General features: G+C 68.5%; 12 protein-coding genes and 3 pseudogenes. 6 read left to right on the top strand and 9 right to left on the bottom strand.

Annotated elements, in window-relative coordinates; all coding sequences use genetic code 11:
* Positions 1 to 445: 445 nt before the first annotated feature.
* Positions 446 to 1,072: pseudogene (locus ACFC0G_RS36020) on the top strand (class I SAM-dependent methyltransferase); the annotation flags it as partial.
* Positions 1,069 to 1,296 carry a sulfurtransferase TusA family protein gene (locus ACFC0G_RS36025; RefSeq protein ID WP_376412141.1) on the top strand — a complete coding sequence of 76 codons (228 nt, stop codon included), beginning with the start codon at positions 1,069 to 1,071 and terminating at the stop codon, positions 1,294 to 1,296. The pseudogene ACFC0G_RS36020 and the gene ACFC0G_RS36025, both read left to right, overlap by 4 nt.
* Before the next feature lie 60 nt (positions 1,297 to 1,356).
* On the opposite strand, the gene ACFC0G_RS36030 is transcribed toward ACFC0G_RS36025, so the two are convergent.
* The 3 genes from ACFC0G_RS36030 to ACFC0G_RS36040 are packed head-to-tail and all read right to left on the bottom strand — an operon-like array spanning position 1,357 to position 4,087.
* Positions 1,357 to 1,815, bottom strand: a complete 459-nt coding sequence (locus tag ACFC0G_RS36030; RefSeq protein WP_376412144.1) for an ATP-binding protein — start codon at positions 1,813 to 1,815, stop codon at positions 1,357 to 1,359.
* 26 nt (positions 1,816 to 1,841) lie between these two features.
* Positions 1,842 to 3,212, bottom strand: a complete 1,371-nt coding sequence (locus ACFC0G_RS36035) for an APC family permease (RefSeq protein WP_376412147.1) — start codon at positions 3,210 to 3,212, stop codon at positions 1,842 to 1,844.
* Positions 3,209 to 4,087, bottom strand: a complete 879-nt coding sequence (locus ACFC0G_RS36040; protein WP_376412150.1) for a carbon-nitrogen hydrolase family protein — start codon at positions 4,085 to 4,087, stop codon at positions 3,209 to 3,211. Before ACFC0G_RS36040 ends, ACFC0G_RS36035 begins: the two co-directional genes overlap by 4 nt.
* A 757-nt stretch (positions 4,088 to 4,844) precedes the next feature.
* On the opposite strand from ACFC0G_RS36040, the gene ACFC0G_RS36045 reads away from it, so the two are divergent.
* Positions 4,845 to 5,669, top strand: coding sequence for a hypothetical protein (locus ACFC0G_RS36045; protein WP_376412153.1), 825 nt, complete (start codon positions 4,845 to 4,847; stop codon positions 5,667 to 5,669).
* A 550-nt stretch (positions 5,670 to 6,219) separates the two neighbouring features.
* Here the strand turns inward: ACFC0G_RS36045 and ACFC0G_RS36050 are convergent.
* Together ACFC0G_RS36050 and ACFC0G_RS36055 are read right to left on the bottom strand one after the other, a co-directional pair.
* Positions 6,220 to 7,905, bottom strand: a complete 1,686-nt coding sequence (locus tag ACFC0G_RS36050; protein WP_376412156.1) for a hypothetical protein — start codon at positions 7,903 to 7,905, stop codon at positions 6,220 to 6,222.
* Between the two features lie 533 nt (positions 7,906 to 8,438).
* Positions 8,439 to 8,510, bottom strand: a pseudogene (locus tag ACFC0G_RS36055) (flavoprotein); the annotation flags it as partial.
* Between the two features lie 554 nt (positions 8,511 to 9,064).
* Here ACFC0G_RS36055 and ACFC0G_RS36060 point away from each other — a divergent pair.
* Positions 9,065 to 9,250: pseudogene (locus ACFC0G_RS36060) on the top strand (CorA family divalent cation transporter); the annotation flags it as partial.
* Between the two features lie 92 nt (positions 9,251 to 9,342).
* Here the strand turns inward: ACFC0G_RS36060 and ACFC0G_RS36065 are convergent.
* The 4 genes from ACFC0G_RS36065 to ACFC0G_RS36080 are packed head-to-tail and all read right to left on the bottom strand — an operon-like array spanning position 9,343 to position 15,451.
* Positions 9,343 to 10,866, bottom strand: a complete 1,524-nt coding sequence (locus ACFC0G_RS36065; RefSeq protein WP_376412159.1) for a sensor histidine kinase — start codon at positions 10,864 to 10,866, stop codon at positions 9,343 to 9,345.
* A gap of 35 nt (positions 10,867 to 10,901) precedes the next feature.
* A complete protein-coding gene (locus ACFC0G_RS36070) occupies positions 10,902 to 11,636 on the bottom strand; it encodes a response regulator transcription factor (RefSeq protein WP_376412162.1) in 735 nt (244 codons plus the stop codon).
* A 31-nt stretch (positions 11,637 to 11,667) separates the two neighbouring features.
* Positions 11,668 to 13,311 (bottom strand): streptophobe family protein, encoded by a 1,644-nt coding sequence (locus tag ACFC0G_RS36075; RefSeq protein ID WP_376412166.1) that lies wholly within the window; start codon positions 13,309 to 13,311, stop codon positions 11,668 to 11,670.
* Positions 13,235 to 15,451: an MMPL family transporter gene (locus ACFC0G_RS36080; protein WP_376412169.1), complete on the bottom strand. Its 2,217-nt coding sequence runs from the start codon at positions 15,449 to 15,451 to the stop codon at positions 13,235 to 13,237. The genes ACFC0G_RS36075 and ACFC0G_RS36080 overlap by 77 nt, the downstream gene beginning before the upstream one ends.
* Before the next feature lie 497 nt (positions 15,452 to 15,948).
* Between ACFC0G_RS36080 and ACFC0G_RS36085 the strand changes: the two genes are divergently transcribed.
* Positions 15,949 to 17,403: a sulfatase gene (locus ACFC0G_RS36085; RefSeq protein ID WP_376412172.1), complete on the top strand. Its 1,455-nt coding sequence runs from the start codon at positions 15,949 to 15,951 to the stop codon at positions 17,401 to 17,403.
* Between the two features lie 161 nt (positions 17,404 to 17,564).
* Positions 17,565 to 18,839, top strand: coding sequence for an alpha/beta hydrolase (locus ACFC0G_RS36090; RefSeq protein ID WP_376412175.1), 1,275 nt, complete (start codon positions 17,565 to 17,567; stop codon positions 18,837 to 18,839).
* Positions 18,840 to 18,928: the final 89 nt, after the last annotated feature.

Below are 18,928 nucleotides of genomic sequence, written 5' to 3' on the forward strand. Positions count from 1 at the left end.
CAACGGCCCGATCACTTCCCAGGCCTGATCAGTCAGTTCATGACGTCGCACCACGAACGGAGTAACGACCGACCGACATTGCGGACACGCCCTAGCAATCTGAGCAGCGCCCCAGTCTCTCCCGAGACTGGGGCGCCTCTTCATGCCCCCCGGCATCACTGGTCGGTGCAGGACGCGCATATGGTCATGATCAGAAGCTACTTCGATGGGAAATCCGAACTGTTCGTTGCGCTGGTGGCAGTGCCAGCGATCGTCGGTGGTCTCGTTGGCAGCTTGCTGGGGCGAAGATTCAGGCGAATGATGGTCGGGATCAGGAGAGGGCCGCGATGCAGCATAGATATCTGCCGCCGCTCAATACGTGGCTGCCCTCTGGTCTGTCAGGCGGGCCCAGGCGGCCGACTTCATTCAGTCCGTCCACGCATCGCATAGCGAGCAGGTACTGCTCTCCCGGCGCGCGACGGTTCTGTCCTGGCTCGGCTGGTGCCGAGAGCGCGGCTACGACGGTCCCGCAGTCCCGGCCTGGACCAAGCGGCTGGCGGTGCCGAACTCCGAGACCCCGGCCCGCTCGCGCATGACGATCGACGACGTGTTGGAGCTGGGAGCCGGGCACGGCCGCGACCCGCTGTTCTTCGCCCACAAAGGCTTCACCGTCCAGGCAACCGACTTCAGCCCCGCCGGGCTGGAGCAGCTGCGTAACGTCGCCCGCTCCGAGGGCGTCGAGGAGCGGATGACCACCGCGGTGCACGACGTGCGCGAGCCGCTGGCGCTGCCGGACGCCTCGGTGGACGCGGTCTTCGCGCACATGCTGCTGTGCATGGCGCTGTCGACGGCGGAGATCCGCGCCCTGGTCGGCGAGGTCCACCGTGTCCCGCGGCCCGACGGGGCGTTCGTCTACACCGTGCGGCAGGCCGGCGACGACTTCTACGAGCACGGCGGCTTCGCCGTCCATTTCTTCGGCCGCGACCTGGTCGACGCCCTCGCCGACGGCTGGACCCTCGAAGAGATCCACGCCTTCGAGGAAGGCGACCTGCCCTGCCGCCTGTGTCGCGTCACCCAGGCCTTGCCCCTTTGACCGAGACCCTCGCGCCGCCGGCGGACATCACCGTCGGCGGCACCGGTCTGCTGTGCGTCACCCCTTTGCTGAGGCTGCGCGCCCGCATTGCCGACGCAGCGGCGGGCACGGTCGTCCACGTCATCGCCACCGACCCCGCCGCCCCGCTCGATCTGCCCGCCTGGTGCCACATGACCGCGTCTCTGGCTCAGTGCCCTGTGACAGTCCGATGGCTCCGCAGTTGACGCCGAGCGGATGGGCGAAGAATTGTCGGCCGAGATGGTGTCGCGTGAGGTCGAGAGGGGTCATCGACGAGGGCCTGCTGGAAGGGTGAGGATGGCGATGACGACCTTTCCGTACTCGGTCTCCTCGACCGACCAGGCGCTGGCGAGGCTGTCCACGATGAACAGGCCGCGCCCGCTGGCAGCCACCATCCCTACGTCGACAGATGAGTTCGAAGGTCGCGCAGGGACGACAGTGATGTCGGCTCCGCGGTCGACGACGCCCAACGCCGCACCGAACTCGTAGACCTCAACCCTTATGAGGACCGCACCGCTGCTGTGCTGGATGGCGTTGGCGATGAGTTCGCTGGCCACCAGCATGGCATCGAAAAGCTGATCCTCCGCCTTGCCGTTCAGGACGTCGACCAGGACAGTACGGGCGGCGCGCTGCGGGGTATCGAGTCCGTCGAGCACCACATCACGGTGGATCAACAGGTCTCCGAGGCTCCGGTCATGGACCAGTTCAGCAGTTGTCGTGGACATCCTCGTCTCCTCACATCGGGAGGGAGCTACGCGGTGGCTCTGTCCGTGGCCGCGGTGTCGTCGTCGAAGCTCATCTCCGGTGCGGGTCGGCGGAAGCCCTTGGTCAGGACGGCCAGGTAGACGACGCCGATCGCCAGCCAGACGCCGCCGATCTGGAGTGCGACGTCACCGAGCCTCGTGAGCAGGTAGAGAGAGACGCCAACGCCGATGGCCGGCATCACCAGGTAGGAGAAGAGGTTGGGGGTGCGGCCGTCTCTGCGCTCTCGGACCAGGTGGGCGATCACGCAGACGTTCACCAGGGCGAAGCCGAGGAAGGCACCGAAGTTGATGAACGAGGTGGCTGTGGTCAGGTCCAGCTTCATGGCGATGACACCGGCGGCCGCGGTCAGCAGCAGGTTCAGGACGGGCGTGCCAGTCTTCCCCGACAGCTTGCCGAAGACGGCCTTGGGCAGTGCGCCGTCGCGTCCCATGACGTACATGAGGCGGGCGGCGGAGGCTTGCAGGGCGATACAGGAGGCGATGGATCCGGCGATGGTGACGAAGTTGATCATCTCGGCGTACGTCTCGCCACCGACCTGGACCTTCAGGTGGTAGGCGGCCGCGTCGACGTCGACGAACGTCGCGCCGGGGTGAACCAGTTGCATCACGAGGGACAGCACGATGAAGATCGCTCCGGCGGCGATGACGCAGCCGATGATGCCGCGGCCGATCGTCCTCGCCCCGCCCCTGGCCTCCTCGCCCAGTGTGGAGACGGCGTCGAAGCCGAGGAAGGAGTACGCGGCGATGGCAGCGGCCGCAGTGACCGCGCCGATCGAAGTGCCGGAGTTCCACAGAGCGTCCGTGACGGGGGCGGACGAGCCGTGCTTGCCGAGGAAGACGACACACAGGGTGGCGAAGAGGACCAGCGACCCCAGAGCAATGAACATCAGGACCTTGTTGACGCGGTCCGCGAGCTTCATGCCAAAGACGTTGATGGCGGTGGTGATGCCCACCGAGACGATCAGCCAGACCCACTTGGGTATGGCAGGGAACTGGGCGTTGAAGTAGATCGCGGTGATCAGCCAGCCGACCATCGGGATGAAGAAGTAGTCGAGCAGCATCGCCCAGCCGGACAGGAAACCGATGCGGCTGTCGAGCATCTTGCGGGCGTAGGTGTAGACCGATCCCGCGCCGGGCACGACGCGTGCCATCTTCGCGTAACTCAGCCCGGTGAGCAGCATCGCGAGGGTGGCGACGGCGAAGGCGGTGGGGGCCACGCCGCCGCTGGTGGCGGCGACCACGCCGAACAGGGTGACGACGATGCCAGGGGAGATATAGGCCAGCCCGAACAGGACGACGGAGAAGAGGCTCAGGTCGCCCTTCAGTCTCATGCTGTTCCCCGTGGTCTCGCTGTTCATCGCGGTGGCTCCTCGGTGGTGGGGGCGGGGTTCCAGGTGGCGGGGTCGATGCGGCCCCCGTACAGCGGGAGGTCGAGGGCTGGGTCGCCGGGGCGGAATTGGTCCCAGATCCGGTTGAGACCGGCGGTGCCGTAGCGGCGGACGTTGCTGACCTCGTCGAGATCGATCACGTCGGTGAGGGTGGAGTCGCTGGCATCGACGGTTTCGGCGCGCACCGTGCCCTGGGGGTCGATGACGAGGCTGCGGCCGATCCCGGAGGGGGCAGCGGAATTGACGCTGGCGACGAAGACCTGATTGGCGATGGCATTGGCGCGGTTGAGGACGACTTCCTGTGCGCGATCGCTCGTCGGCGTGCGGACCACGTTGACGATCAGCTCGGCGCCCATCCAGGCCAGATGGCGGGAGATCTCCGGGAACCAGGTGTCGTAGCAGATGGACAGTCCGATGCGGCCGACCCCGGCGAGGTCGACGACCTCGAACCGGTTGCCGGGTGTGGTCGTCTCGTACGGGCGCCACGGACAGATCTTGCGGTACGCGGCAAGGCGCTCACCCCGTGGCGAATAGACCGGTGTCGTGTTGTGGACGCGGTCGCCGTCTCCTCGCTCGTAGACGCTGCCGGGTACCAGCCAGATGCCCAGATCCCCCGCGAGCTCGGCGAAGACCGCGTCGCGTTTGCCGTCGAGCGGCTCGGCCGCCTGCCCCGGGTCGGCCGGGACGCCGGGGGCGCTCTCGCCGAGGTGCAGTTCGGGGTAGACGACGAGGGCACCGGTTGCGCGTAGTTTCACGCGCCGCTCCACGTCGGCGGTAAAGCCCGCGAGGTCGTCGGCCGGGCGGCCGGGCGCCTGGGCGAGGATCAGGGGCAGGGGGCGGGCCATGCGAGAACACCAGCCAATCGAAGGGTGCATTTTACCCGGAGAAGTCGACGGAGATTCGGGCTCCGATAACCAAAAGTTCCGGTGAAATAAGAATGCGCCCCATCAGCCATAGCCTCAAATACTTGGAAGGGCTGATTACCATGCCCTTGAGGCATGGAGGTGTCATGCTTCCCGCGCCTCCCGAGGGACTACCCCCACGGAGATCCGAGCGCTGCGCTCATTCCTGAGCATCGTGGAGACCGTTCCGCCACCAAGGCTGCCGAGGCGGTCCGCTTCGCCCTGCCCTCGCTGTCGCGCCAACTGCACAGTTGGTGAAGGGCCTCGAAGGTGACGATCTTCGACCACGGTGGCTGGCCAGCACTTCCTTCCCCTGGCCCGCGCCCCGGCCGCCCGTGCGGACACCACCGAGGCCGCGGTCGATGCACACCGCCGGCCGTGCCACGCGGATCACTGCGGTGGCGCCGCCCATCACCATCACCGGCATGATCACGCCGTTCCTGGCCACCTGGGGTCCGGGCGCACCCGCCTCACCATACCGATGAGTAACGGCTAGATCGCATAGTGTAATCAGTAACGATCTCAGCGCACACCTTGCGTCACGGCTCGTAACCTCTAGCCTCCGTGCATGGCATTTCTCTCAAGTCGCCGCAGACGGGCACGCCTTTCCCTGGAACTCGACGACGCTGCCCTCGGCCGGCTGCTGAAGTCCCTTCAGTCGACGCCGAATACGGGCGCGATCGGGACGACAGACCTGTACATGGCCCAGATATCCCGTCTCTTGAACCAGAGCCTGGCCGACTGGGACCGCCGCACCCATCAGCTCTCCGTGCTGGCGTACCGCCTGTCCGAATCGCACGGGCCCCGCGCCTGGGCCTCTCGTGAGCCGCGCAATGCGAGCGCGCTCGTCCTCTCCGCTTGGGCGCAGCTCGAAAGCGGACGTTCCCGGGGGTACCTGGAGGATGCGGTCGGCATCGCCGGCAGCTGTCGGCGCGCCGCCGAATTGGCGCCGGAGGACCCCACTCCCTGGGTGGTCATGCTGGGGCTCTCACGGCTGGAGCGCCGCCGTCAGCCGGAGGTGTTCGGCCTGTGGAACGAGGTACTGGCCCGCGACCGCTGGAACCGCGAGGCGTATCTGAGCATGCTGCGCTATCTCGGGCCGGAGGAGATGGGATCGCGCAGCCAGGTACTGGACTTCGTCGACGCGATCCGCGCCCGCATACCCACAAACGCGCCCTGCGCGGCCACCGAGCTCACCGCCCAGGTTCTGCAGTACCACTCCGTCCTCGCCCTGGGCGGAGTCGAGGCGCTGATGGCACGCAACCACTGGTCACACGCATCGGCCGCCCAGGCCCTCGACCGTGCGGCACACGCCTGGACCCAGCCCGGGTTCTTCCACCACGCGGCGGCCCTCGCCGACCTGAACGTGCTGGCCTACGCGCTGATGGCCGCCGAGCGGCGCGGCGAGGCCCGTCCGGTCTTCGAGGCGATCAACGGTACGGTCGCGGCCTGGCCCTGGAGCGTCGGAGGTGACCCGGTGTCCGAGTTCGAGAAGGCACGTAGCAGGTGCGGGACCCGCGTGTGAGTTGGGGGGACCCCCACCCCTCGGCTTGAAGTACCGGACAGCTCTTGACGGCAGAGCAACGTGGGAGGGGGACGTCAACCGCGGATGGTGTTCCCGGCCTCGGGGGTCCTTCTGGCTACGGGTGACGTCGAACATGAGGTCACGTGCCGCTGGCCGTCCTACATCCTTAGATCTCGCCGGGGTGCCGCCAGGAGTTCAGTAGCGGGATCCTCAGTTGCTGGGAGACACCCAGCGCCGCTCTCCCCTGCATCGGCAGCTACCGGGGCCTTGCCATGCTGTGGCACGACCAGACCAGGTCGGCAACTGCAACGCGGGCATCCGCATCCCCGAGCCCGCGTACCAGCGTCTCGACACCTGCCGAACTGCCTCGGCAGCGGTGCCACAGCCAGGTGCCCACCGCGAACCAGCTGAGGGCTGCGCCCAGTAGTCGCCAATCACTCATGCCGACCCATCAGAAACCGCGCCGTCCGTCCGTCAAACGTGCGTCACGTGCCCACAGCAACTCACGTTGGATGACCTCGCGGAACCAACCTCATGAGACAACACACAACTAGCGAGGATCGGGAAAGCCGTCGAGGCCCAATGGGCAGGGGCTGAGCGGCATGCCATCGTCGGGTGAGTCTGTCAGGAACATTCGGTAGTGCTCGCCCCGGGCCGGGCGCAGCACGAGGGTCGCCTCCGACACGCGACCGCTGCGGAGCGACTCGAGGATGGCGGGCCCGTCGTCGGCTGTGACTTCCGTGTGAAAGATGCAGACGGAGCCGAGGTTGAGAAGGTGCCCTGCGATCGTGACCCCGTACTCGGAGCTTGTGACGCGCAGCGACTGCGGCCTGCCGCTGAGCAGCTCCCGTGTGTTCGCGTCGTCGATCCAGGTAAGTGTGATCGTCAGCTCGCGGCTGAAGGGTGATGCTACGCAGCGGCCTTCTATCAGGAGACGAGCCATCCGCAGAGCGATCCGGTCGGTCATCGACATGTCGGCGGGGATGGGGAAGTCCTGTTCGCAGTGTCGCTGGACCACCTCGAGGTCCTCCAGGAACAGCTGTAGCTGTGCCCAGCGGCGGAGATCATCTGCAGTGCCACTCTCCGGAAGGCACCCCGCACCCGCGAGCTGGCCGTCAATCATCACTCGGAAGTCTCCACCGAGCAAAAGGCGCCGACGCAGCCGCAGCACCTTGAGCGCCTCCGCGGGACCGAGCCCAGCAAGATCGAACTGATACGTGAGCTTCGCAGGAGCCGATTCATCGAATGGGCGCAGCACCCGAAGCAGGGCACCAGGTAGGTCCACCTCGATCGAGCTCCCCAAGGAGCCGGCACCTCGCGCCTTCAACCGGCCCGCGTATGACGCCTGCACGCTGCCGTCCTCACCGAGGAAGGCTACGGAGACTGCAGCATCAGCCCCTGACACACGTGAGATCGGCTTCCACGACACCGTGGTGTTGGTGAATGTCTGCGCGATCCAGTCCGGTCCGCTGACCGTCAGGCGCTCAACCACGTCGGGCGGGAGCTCGACCGGCTCGGCGACTCCGAACCCCAGGGACCGTGTAACGGCGGCCGCCAGATCGGCGTCCATGGACGTTCCGGCGATGGACATGGTGATGGGGCTTACTTCTTGGGCCCGGGGATGCTTCGCACGCAGAGTTTGGACGACCTTGTCGCCTTCGCGGGCGAAGTCCACCGTCCAGTTTGGGTCGAGGTCGTCGGCCACGCGCCCCAGCGCCTGCACTCGAGTACTCAAGTCGGCCATGCCGCCCGCCAGGATGTCCTGCTCCCGGTTCATGATCTTCGCGTACTCCAGCAGGCCCCCATCGCCACCGGTGCGGCTGAGACTGCGCTCGATATCACTGTGCGCGGCAAGGCGATCGTCCAGTACGGTCCGGTCCATCACGGTGACCTTCACGTCCCGGCCTTCGGCCAGGCCCATGACGAATGCCCGCTCGCCCGGGGTAAGAGTGCAAGGGACGACGAGGACCCACTCATAGGGGTCGTGTTCCATGGCCCGCTTGAACGACTTCTTGATACTCGGTCTGCGCCCACGTCCCTGCAGCCCGTCGGGAAAGTACTTGAGCTGGTAGATCCGCAGGCGGCCGCCTTGCACCACGTCAATGTCTCGGCCACCATCACCGCCGCGCCCGTTGACGGCCCGAACCTCTGCCGTCTCGCTGTAGAGCCGGTGGACCAATGCCTCAACGACTCGGTCAAAATGCGGCTGGCCGATCCGATCCCACTCGAACGCCACGGCACCCCCTACTTCGCACGGACCCCTTCAAACAGCATGGCACTTGCCACTGACAGCGCTGTGCAGAACGAGCCCGGACAGGCCATCGAGCACCAGACCTGCGCCCGACGGCCCCAGCTGGTCTAGGTGGGGCCGCATCTGGACGGACAGCCCCAACCCCGCCTAACCGCGGCTCACCCCCGTTCCCCGGATGCAGGGACTGCCGCCCATCGACCTCTGGGTCGGATTTACAACGACGCCACGAACTCACCATCGGTCACAGAAGCGCAAACAGCCCCCGACGCAGCGTTCGCCCCACACCCACCGAACATCACGGAACGTCACGACCGAGACGCAAAGGAGCGGAATCACCCACCCATTCGGCAGCCGGCTCCAGCGCCCGATCGCGAGGGCATCCGCACACAGACAGCGCCCGCCCAGGAGCCTCAAACCACACGTGACGCTCCATCAGACAATGCGCCGTCCGTGCGTCACGTGCGCCTGGCTACAACCACAACACCCCAGTCCCGTTCCTGGGCGGCCGTATCGAGCTAACCGACATCGCCGGCGATCCCGGCCGCACACACGACGACATACACGAACGGCTTGCGCTGCGGTTCATTCACGCGGGTACTCCCAGTCGACGGCTGAGGTGGTGGAGCTCTGGCAGCGTACGACGGCGGCCCCGGGGAGCAGCAGCCTCACAGGACTCCTCCGGTCCCACCTTGCCGACCGGAAACTACCAGGACAGTCTCGCTGCCCGGGCTGTGATCCGCCCCGACGCATTGTCCGCCGCCGCGACCTCGCATCCTGCGCAGGGACCCTATTCGCCAGATCCAGTCGCGCATTGGTCCGCGTCGTCGGTTGCTTTCCCTGTGAACGAGCAGCCGCACCCGATCGCGATCTACCGCCGACCGAACAGCGGCCACCTGCCCCACTGCCACTACGTGGCGTAGCCTGACACGGCACGCGGATCACGGTCCCGAACAGCGGCGATCCTCCTTCAAAGGCAGCCTCCGCTGGGGAGAATCTGGGGAGAATGAAGCCCCACTGGGGAGCGGCTGGGGAGAATCGGCCGCGTAAAACGGCGTCATCATGAAAGCCCCCGAAACGAGCAAAGCCCCAGGTCAGCACACCTCCCGCAAGGATCTGTGCAGGTCAGCGCACTGAGGGCGACAACTTCAAGAAGATCTCGGCCTGGGCGGCCATTCTCTTTGCACCCACGCTCGTCGGAACCATCTACGGCATGAACTTCGACCAGATGCCTGAGCTGAGTTGGGCCTTCGGATACCCCTTCGCGGTCGGCCTGATGGGGCTGGTCTGCGTCAGTCTGTACATGATCTTCAAGCGTCGGGACTGGTTGTAGGGTGCACCTGAGCCAGGGGCAGACCTCTCCACCGCATGGGTCACTGACCCACTCGTCACGCAACGGCACGCGCAGGCCGGGCCTGCCCGGCCTCACGTCTCCTGTGTCTCGATGTTCAGCCGGGGCAGCAGCACCCGGAAGCGGCACCCTCGCGCGGGCTCCGAGCACAGTTCGATGCTGCCTCCGTGCGCGCTGACGAGTGCGTGGACGATGGCGAGGCCGAGTCCGGAGCCCCCGCCCGTCGTCCGGCTACGCGAGTTGTCCGCGCGGTAGAAGCGTTCGAAGACCCGCTCCTGTTCGTCGGCCGTCAGACCGGGGCCCGTGTCCTCGATCTCGATCACGGCGTGGCCGTCCAGCGAGCCGACGCCGACTCGGATACCACTGCCGGGCGGGGTGTGGTTCACCGCGTTTCCGACGAGGTTGCTGACCACCTGCCGAAGTCGCGCCTCGTCCGCCAGGGCGGGGGCCGAGGTGGCCTTGCCGGCGTCCGGGCCGGTCAGTGTGACGGACCGGGCGGGATCCATGGCGTGGATGTCGTGCAGGGCGTCGACGGCGAGAGTGCGCAGGTCCATGGGCGCGAGCTCCAACGGGTACGGGTCCGGCGCTGCGGCTCCCGGCCGGGCCAGATACGTGCTCTCGTCGAGCCTCGCGAGCAGCAGCATGTCCTCGACGAGTCGGCCCAGGCGCTCGGACTCCCGGGCGATGCGTTCCATCGTCTCGTCGACGTTCCTGCGGGTCGGCAGAGCACCCATGCGGTGGAGGTCCGTGTATCCCTTGATGCCGACGAGCGGGGTGCGCATCTCGTGGCCGGCATCGGCGACGAAGCGGCGCATGCGCACCTCGGCCTCCTCCCTGGCCTGGAAGGCCGTCTCTATCTGGACGAGCATCCCGTTGAGCGACGTGGTGAGCCGGCCCGTTTCGGTTCGCGGCCCGGCCAGGGTCGGCACCCGGCGGGAGAAGTCGCCGTGCGCGATCGCCGCCGCGGTCTCCTCGATACGGGTGAGCGGGCGCAGGCTCGAGCGCACGGCCAGCCAGCCGGCTGCCGTGAGGAGGCAGAGCAGGACGCTGCCCACGGTGGCGGATACCGTGCGGATCTCGCTCACCGTGTCGTCGACGTGGGAGAGGGACGCCGCCACGATCACGCTGTCGGGCCGGGGGGCGCCATCAGCCGCGGTACCGGCGGCCGAGATGTAGGGCACGGCCATGACCCGCCAGCGCCCTGACCCGTTCTGTGAGTCGACGGTGAACGGATCGCCCTTCCGTGCGTCGACGGAGTGACGGTCGAGGGTGGGGAGGGCGGGCCCGCTCCCCGGGGGGAGCTTCTCCGGTGGTGGTATTCGGTTGAGGGTCGTGCCCTGATCGTCCATGTAGAAGACCACGGGGTTGCTGAACTGGCTCCATTGCGGGGGAAGTCGCTCGGCACCCTGCGAGGCTTCCAGTACGGCGGCGGGCAGTCGGGCGCAGATCTGTGTGGTGACCTTGAGACGGGAGTCGGCTTGCTCCATCAGGTACCCGCTCAGCGCGTTGCTCACGAAGAACGCGTTGGTCACCAGACTGACGGCGAGCAGCGTCGCGGACAGGAACAGCAGACGTGCGCGCAGGGAGTACCGGTTCACAGCCCGCCGGATCCGCGACGCCGCCGAAGGCACCCTCACGTGCGCGGGCCGCGCATCACGTATCCGATTCCGTGGACCGTGTGGATGAGTTTCGGCCCGCCGTTTTCGATCTTGCGCCGCAGGTAACTGATGTAGGTGTCCACGATGCTGGGGTCGCCACCGAAGTCGTATCGCCATACGTATTCGAGGATCTGTGACTTGGACACCGTGCTCCCGGGGTTCGAGAGAAGGAAGTGCAGCAGTCGGAATTCGGTCGGCGAAAGGCGGACGGGCACGCCTCCCCGGGTGACCTGATGCCCTTCGGGGTCGAGCTCGAGGTCGGCCATCTTCAAGGTCGAGTGAGGGTTTCCCTTGGTCCTCCGCAGAATCGCCTGTATCCGGGCTATCAGCTCTTCGAGGTCGAAGGGCTTGGTGACGTAGTCGTCTCCGCCGAGCAGAAGTCCGTTGACCTTGTCCCGTGTCGCTTCGCGGGCTGTGAGGAAGATGACGGGAACGGGGCCCAGCCGACTCGACGTGGCTGCGTTCGGCTGTTCGCGGAGGCGTCGAATCACTTCGAAGCCGTCCATGTCGGGGAGCATCACGTCGAGCAGGACCAGGTCCGGTGGGTGCTGTGCCGCCCTGTCCAGGGCCTGTTCGCCGGTGGCGGCCGTGTCCACGGTGAAGCCGGCGTAGCGCAGTGCGGTCGGCAGCAACTCTCGGACGGTCTGCTCGTCGTCGACGACGAGCAGGTTTCCGCCGGCCGTCGGAGAGGGTGTGGTCATCGTCGGCATCCTGGACGGGGTCGGTCGCCTTGTGGCGCGTTCATGAGTTCTTGGCCGCGGCGGCCTCGGGCCGTACGGGCTCCGCCGGCGCGGACGCGCTCGGACCCTGGCCGGGGCGGCGCTTCGCGGCAGGAGCTGTGTCGGTTCGCCGCATGCGCAGCAGCACGCGATGGAGGTGGCTTCCACCGTAGCCTGCGGCGCCGCCGAGCAGACTTCCGGTGAGGCAGGCCAGGAGCCAGTCCCCGCTCAGGTCGGCCGTGGCGCCCCCCAACCGCATGCCCATGATACCGATGCCGAATCCGCCGGAAGCCGTGGTGAGCCAGGACACAAGGGCCGTGCACAGGGACGTGACGACGCCGATGCGCACCGCGATCTGCAGGTGGAAGCCGAGGAGTGCGTTCCCGGCCTCACGCGGGGTGGGGCGGGGGGTCCGGGCGGTGGCCACATAGCCGCAGACGAGCAGCGTGGAGATCAGCAGCGCCAGCCCGACGGCCCACAGGGGGATCCCCGCGACGGCGATGTCCATGACGTTCTTGCCGCGGGGAGCCGGCTCGGGGGCCGCATCGGTCTGCCCCGCGAGCATGCCCGCGAGACCGCCGCCGCCCTGACTCCTCTCCATGACCCCCTGCCAGGCGGAGCCCTGGCCTGCGGTGAGGAGGATCGTGAGGAGGTTGGGCGTCAGGAGCAGCAGCCCTCCGGCGGCCTTCCCGGCGGCGCCCGGCAGGTCGCCACCGCACGCCGCCACGGCGGCCAGGGCCGCAGAGAGCAGCAGCGGGACGAGGGCGAGCACCAGGTGGACGCCGACGACCGCGGAGGCCGCCGGATTCCACCTGAGCCTGAGGGAGGACATCGCGAGCCCACGGGGCAGGGTGGTGCGGCGGGCGACGACACAGCCGATCAGCAGGACGACGAACGCCCAGATCAGGCCCTGGACGGCGACCGCTCCGGCGTCGACGCCGACGCCGACGTCCTTCATGGCGTCACTGAGTCCACGCCCCCCGGTGCGACCGCCGCCCTTGCCCTGGCCGAGCTTGGAGGTGACGGACTCCGGCAACCGCAGCGTTCCGGATGCATGGGAGGCGACCACGGTGAACAGCGTCACCGCGGCGAGGACCGCCCCTGCGAAGCGAGCGCCGAGCACGGGCCCGGTGGGCTGTGCCCGCCGCCTGAGCGGCCGGAAGAAGAGTGTGGCGAGAACCACGGAGCCGACGAGCGTGAGGGACAGCGGCATGAGGTCCAGGCCGCCCGTCACCTCCAGGCGCATGCCGCCAGCGCCTCCCGCACCTCCGAAGAGACCGCCCAGCCCGCCGCCGGCTCCGTCGCCCACGGCCGGCGCGCCGCCCGCCGACGACAGCGTCAGCGAGCCGCCGACCGCCATGGCGAGGAGCAGCGGCACCAGCTGAGTCAGCGGGCCGACCGATTCGGCGTGCAGACTCCGCAGAGCCACGTATCCCATGAGCGCCATCGCCATGACGGCGACGACCACCGAACCCGCGCCCTCCAGAAGGTGACGGGTGGCCGCTCTCGGGCCTTTCAGCGCGGATTCCTGTGATGTGTTCTTTTTCGGCGGGACAGGCATGAGGAGTTCTCTCTCCGTATGTCGAATGTCAGGAATGGGTGCTGTGCGCGAGTGCGGCGAACTCTTCGGGCTCGCCTTCGACCCGCAGGTCGTCCCCTTCGACATCGATATGGGGGAGGACGGAGTCGAGCCGGCGGGGAAGCCACCACGCCTTGTCGCCCATGAGCGCCAGTACGGCCGGGACAAGGGTCATCCGCACGATGAAAGCGTCGATGAACACGGCGACGGCAAGGCCGAAACCGATGGTCTTGACCATCTGCTCGTCCGCCCCCATGAATCCGGCGAACACGGCCATCATGATCAGGGCCGCGGCCGTCACCACACGGGCGCTGTGCCGGAATCCGGCGGTGATCGCTTCGCGGGCCGTCCGCCCGCTGACGTATGCCTCGCGGATGCGGGTGACCAGGAACACCTCGTAGTCCATGGCGAGGCCGAAGACGATTCCGACCATGAAGATCGGCATCATCGACATCACGGGCCCCGGGTCGGTGACGCCCAGCAGCGAGGAGAGCCAGCCCCACTGGAAGACCGCGACGACGGCGCCAAGCGAGGCGGCGACGGAGAGCAGGAATCCCAGGGCGGCCTTCAGCGGCACGGCGAGTGAGCGGAAGACCAGGATGAGCAGGAGGAAAGCAAGTCCGACGACGAGGGCGAGGTAGGGCAGGAGGGCGTCGTTCAGCTTCTGCGACACGTCGATGTTCATCGCCGTGCCTCCGGAAACCATCAGCCGACCGCCGTCGCCGTTCATGACGTCGCCCGCCTCACGGATTGCGTGGACCACGGCCTCCGTCTCGGCGCCTCCGGGGCGTGACGCGGGGATGACGGTGATCACGGCCGTGTCGCCGGCGTCGTTGAATCGGGGCGGGCCGACGGTGGCGACTCCGTCGATGTCCTTCATGACGGTGGTGAGTTCGCCCACCGCCCGCTTCGGGTCGTCGCTCCCCCGCGCGTCGGCGACGACGAGGAGCGGTCCGTTGAAGCCGGGGCCGAAGTGCTCCGAGATGAGGTCGTACGCCTTGCGCTGCGTGCTGGTCACCGGCTGGGAGCCCTCGTCGGGCAGCCCCAGCTGCATGGACGCCGTCGGGACGGCCAGCGTGCACAGCGCGGCCACACCGACCGCCAGCACGGCCACCGGCCGGCGGATCACGAACGACGCCCAGCGGCCGCCCGTGTTCGATGCCCGCGGTGTGCGGGAGCCGTCCGCGGACTCGGGGTCCGTCGGCTTGTTCCGCGCCCTCGGCGCCTTGATGCGCCCGCCGGCCACGCCCAAGAGCGCGGGAACGAGCGTCAGCGCGACCAGTACGGCCAGGATCACGGTGCCCGCCGCCGCGACGCCCATCTTCGTGAGCAGCGGGATGTCGACCACGGCCAGGCCGGCGAGCGCGATCACCACGGTCAGACCGGCAAAGATCACCGTCGAGCCCGCCGTGCCGAGAGACCGCCCGGCCGCGTCCTCCGGCAGCCGACCGTCGGCCAGCTCACTGCGGTAGCGCGACACGATGAACAGGGCGTAGTCGATGCCCACGGCCAGGCCCAGCATCATGGCCAGCACGGACGTCGTGGAGTCCAGTGCGAACGCCGACGCCAGGGCGGTGATGGAGCACACGCCGATGCCCACGCCGATGAGCGCGGTGACCAACGGCAGCCCGGCGGCGAGCAGCGAACCCAAGGTGATCAGCAGGACGACGGCCGCGACGGCGAGTCCGACGGCCTCGGCCGCGTGGGATCCCCGCTCTCCCTTGAGGGCGGCGCCCCCGGCCTCGACCGTCATGCCCGAACGGGAGGCTTTCGCCATCGTGTCGCTGAGGGCCTGCCGGGACCTCTCGGAGAGTTCCGTGCCGGAAACCTCGTACGTCACCTGCGCGTAGGCGGCCGACCGGTCGGCGCTGACGGTCCTGGCCTCGAACGGATCGGTCACCTGGGCCACTTCGGGTCCGGCAGCCAATGCGTCGACGGTGGCTGAGACCACGTCCCGCAGGGCCGGATCCGTGATCCTGCTGCCCTCCGGCGCCTCGAAGACCACCCGTGCCGTGGCGCCGTCGGCCCGCTGTCCTTCGAACCGCTCGTCGATCAGGTCGTAGGCCCGCTGGGACTCGGTGCCGGGCATGGCGAAGGACGTGGGCCCGGCGGCGGGGGCCCGGGCGGCGGCCACCCCGGCCAGCGTGAGCACTGAGATCCACAACAGGACCACGAGATGGCGGCGCCGGTGAGCGAACCGGCCGAGTCGGTAGAGAAGGGCTGCCACGGGTGGCTCCTGGGAGGGGATCGGCATACGGGAGACCGCCGGGCGGACGACCTTGACGAGGTGGTCGAACGGCACCCGCACACAGGGGTTCGGCGAACGTCACATTCGGGAGGGCGAACGTGACGTTCGCCGGTGCCGTCGTCCGTCGGCGTGGCTGCACTCTCCCAACCGGACTTCGCAGCTTTCGGAGAGTTCCTGGGAGTTTCCTGGGAATCCGGCCTCCCCGCCGCCAGGAAAGCGACCCGATTGCCCAGTTCCCCCCTTTCGCGAGCCGGGGATTCCCAGAGAACACACAGAAAGGGGTCATCAGAGATGAACTCGCGATCATCGCGGTGGTCAAGCTGGTACCCGGAAAAGGCAGTTCCTCGGGAACGGACGGGCGCCACGACACATGACCGGCCCCGTCGAGCTGCCTCACCGCTTCATGCTCTCGCCCTGTCTTCCCTACCTCCCGGGCAGCGCCGATTCCGCGTCGCGCCCGGCACAAGGAGCGAACTGTGCCCAAGCCTGAACAGAACCTGTCGCGACGAGCCTTCGGCGGTGCGGTCGGAGCAGGGACAGCCGCGGCGGTGGGTCTGCCCGCCTCGGGGGCCCACGCGGTGCCGGCCGCGTCAGGGGCCGCCGAGGAGCGGCCCTTCCACGCCGCCACGGACCGCAGGGCCAAGAGGCCGAACCTGCTCTACATACTCGCCGACGATCTCGGTTGGGCCGACCTCGCCTGCTACGGGTCGCCGCACATCAAGACCCCGAACCTCGATCGACTCGCCGCGCAGGGCGTGCGGTTCACCGATGGCTACGCGGGGTCCTCGACGTGCTCGCCCACCCGGCTCAGCCTCTACACCGGCCGCTATCCGGGGCGTACGCAGGCCGGTCTTGAGGAGCCGATCATCGAGCGGTCCACCGTCGGTCTCGAACCCACCCACCCCACGCTGGCCTCGCTCCTGGGCCGGGCCGGGTACACGACGGCGATGATCGGCAAGTGGCACTGCGGCTTCTTGCCGGACTACTCCCCCACCAGGTCGGGCTGGGACGAGTTCTTCGGGAACTTCGGCGGTGCCCTGGAGTACTACTCGAAGCTCACCAGCGACAGGATCTACGACCTGTACGAGGGCGGGACGCCCTACAAGGATCTGCGCTACTACACCCGGGTCCTCACCGAGCGGGCGGGCGAGTTCATCGCACGCGACCACGACAAGCCGTGGCTGCTCAACCTCAACTTCACCACCCCGCACTGGCCCTGGATCGCCGAGGGCGACACGGAGGAGGCCAAGCGGCTGGAGAATCTCGTCCGCGAGCTACCGCTCGAACAGGCCCAACTCGCTCTCGCGCATCTGGACGGCGGGTCCCTGGCCAAATACCGCGAAATGGTCGAGGGCCTCGACCGTTCCGTCGGCGAGGTGATGCGGGCCCTCAAGCGCTCGGGGCAGGAACGCGACACCCTTGTCGTCTTCTCCAGCGACAACGGCGGGGAGCGCTACTCCGACAGCTGGCCGCTGACCGGGGGCAAGTACGCGCTGCTCGAAGGCGGAATCCGGGTGCCGACCATCATGCGGTGGCCCGCCCGTGTCGACGGCCGCCAGGTCAGCCGCGTACCCGTGTTCACTCCGGACTGGACCGCCACCTTCCTCGACGTCGCCGGAGCCCGCCCCGACCCGAACACACCACTGGACGGCGTGAGCCTCACCGGATACCTGTTGCGCGGCGAAAAGGGACCCGAGCGGGACCTCTTCTGGCGCACCCGCGAGGAACGGGCCCTGCGCCGCGGCAAGTGGAAGTACCACCGCGCCGCCAAGGCCAGGTTCCCGCACAAGAACGGCAAGGACACGCTCTACGACCTGGAGCAGGACCAGCGGGAGTACGCGGACCGGTCGGCACATGAGCCGCATCTGGTGGCCGAGCTCAGGGCAGCCTGGGAAAAGATCGACGCGGGCCTGCTGGCCTATCCGACCTAGGGATACGCAGCGGGCGCCGCGAGCATCGCTCGGCCGGAAGCCGACGGCATAGGACAAGCCACGCTCAAGCCCGCCACCGTCGCCGCCACCCCGACCGGCATCACCCTCACCGCCGGTCACACCGCCCTCAAGCACGCATGAAACGGGAGCCGTCACCGCCCATGCCCCACGACCGCACCCCCACCGAGCCCACCCCACCGGAGACGGCTCCCCCCGAGGCCGCCGCCCTGGGAGCCCCCGTCCCGAAGGCACCCGGGCCCGAGGCCTGCCCGGAGACCGCCGCACCCGGCCGTCGCACCCACCGTTCCCGACTGCGCCGACGTCTGCTGGTCGGCCTCGCCAGTACCGTCGTCCTCGTCCTCGGTGCCGCCGCCGGCCTGCTCTGGCTGGCTGCGGGCCGACTCGTCCACCCCATGGACGACACCCCGCTGAACACCCACATCGTCGCCTCCGCACCGGGAACGGTGACCCTCCCCGCCACCACCGAGAGCCGCGCCACCGGCACGTACGGCCTGGTCTGGCAGGACGAGGAGACCGACCAGCGCCACCACGGCACCCTCGGCCCCGTCCTCGCCTCCGACGACGACACCGTCACCCGCGAACTCACCGCCGGCACCCCGCCCGCCCAGGGCGCCAAAGCGAAGGTCATCGTCACCGTCTGGAACACCGACCCCGAGCGAGCCCTCGGCCTCGACCACCAGGACGTCACCTACCCCGGCGAACTGGGCCCGATGCCCGCCTGGTTCCTCCCCGGTTCCGGCACCACATGGGTCGTCCAGGTCCATGGCCTCGGCGCCGGACGCGCTGCGGGACTGCGCACCATGCCCCAACTGCACGACCTCGGCCACCCCGTCCTCGACATCACCTACCGCAACGACCCCGGCGCGCCCCGGGACAGCAGCAACACCCGGCACTTCGGCGACACCGAATGGCGCGACCTCGACGCCGCCGTCCGCTACGCCCGCGGCCACGGGGCCACCGGCGTCGTCCTGCTCGGCCACTCCATGGGCGGAGGCATCATCGAGACCTACCTCCAACGCGCGGCCGACACCAGCGCCGTGCGCGCCGTCGTCCTCGACTCGCCCGCCCTCGACTACCGCGCGACCCTCGACACCATCGTCGCCGGCCTCGGACTCCCCACGCCCTTCGCCGCCCTCCAAGCCGGGATCCTGGGCCTGCGCGCCGACGTCGACCTCGACGACATCGACGCCCTGGCCGCCAACCGGCGCACCGGCGGCCCCAAGCAGCCCGTCCTGCTCTTCCACGGCACCGGCGACACCGTGGTGCCATACGCCACCAGCGCCGCGTTCGCCCATGACTGGCCCGACAAGGTCAGACTCGTCACCGTGGAAGGGGCACCCCACACCGGCGCCTGGAACGTCGACCCCCACACCTACGCCAAGGAACTCGCAGCGTTCCTCGCACAGCACACCTGATGGCCTGCCCGGGCAGCTCGCACAACCGGCCGACGCCGGAACACTCCGCCACGATCCCGCTCCCGGACCGCACTGCGGGGAGAAGCGGG

The sequence above is a fragment of the Streptomyces sp. NPDC056169 genome (genome assembly GCF_042268445.1).
GTDB lineage: Bacteria > Actinomycetota > Actinomycetes > Streptomycetales > Streptomycetaceae > Streptomyces.

What these genes read in the sequence shown, in the direction of transcription:
- ACFC0G_RS36030 (WP_376412144.1), bottom strand. Translation starts at nt 1,815, where the DNA reads ATGTCCACGACAACTGCTGAACTGGTCCATGACCGGAGCCTCGGAGAC.
- ACFC0G_RS36035 (WP_376412147.1), bottom strand. Translation starts at nt 3,212, where the DNA reads ATGAACAGCGAGACCACGGGGAACAGCATGAGACTGAAGGGCGACCTG.
- ACFC0G_RS36040 (WP_376412150.1), bottom strand. Translation starts at nt 4,087, where the DNA reads ATGGCCCGCCCCCTGCCCCTGATCCTCGCCCAGGCGCCCGGCCGCCCG.
- ACFC0G_RS36045 (WP_376412153.1), top strand. Translation starts at nt 4,845, where the DNA reads ATGGCCCAGATATCCCGTCTCTTGAACCAGAGCCTGGCCGACTGGGAC.
- ACFC0G_RS36070 (WP_376412162.1), bottom strand. Translation starts at nt 11,636, where the DNA reads ATGCCGACGATGACCACACCCTCTCCGACGGCCGGCGGAAACCTGCTC.
- ACFC0G_RS36075 (WP_376412166.1), bottom strand. Translation starts at nt 13,311, where the DNA reads ATGTCGAAGGGGACGACCTGCGGGTCGAAGGCGAGCCCGAAGAGTTCG.
- ACFC0G_RS36090 (WP_376412175.1), top strand. Translation starts at nt 17,565, where the DNA reads ATGCCCCACGACCGCACCCCCACCGAGCCCACCCCACCGGAGACGGCT.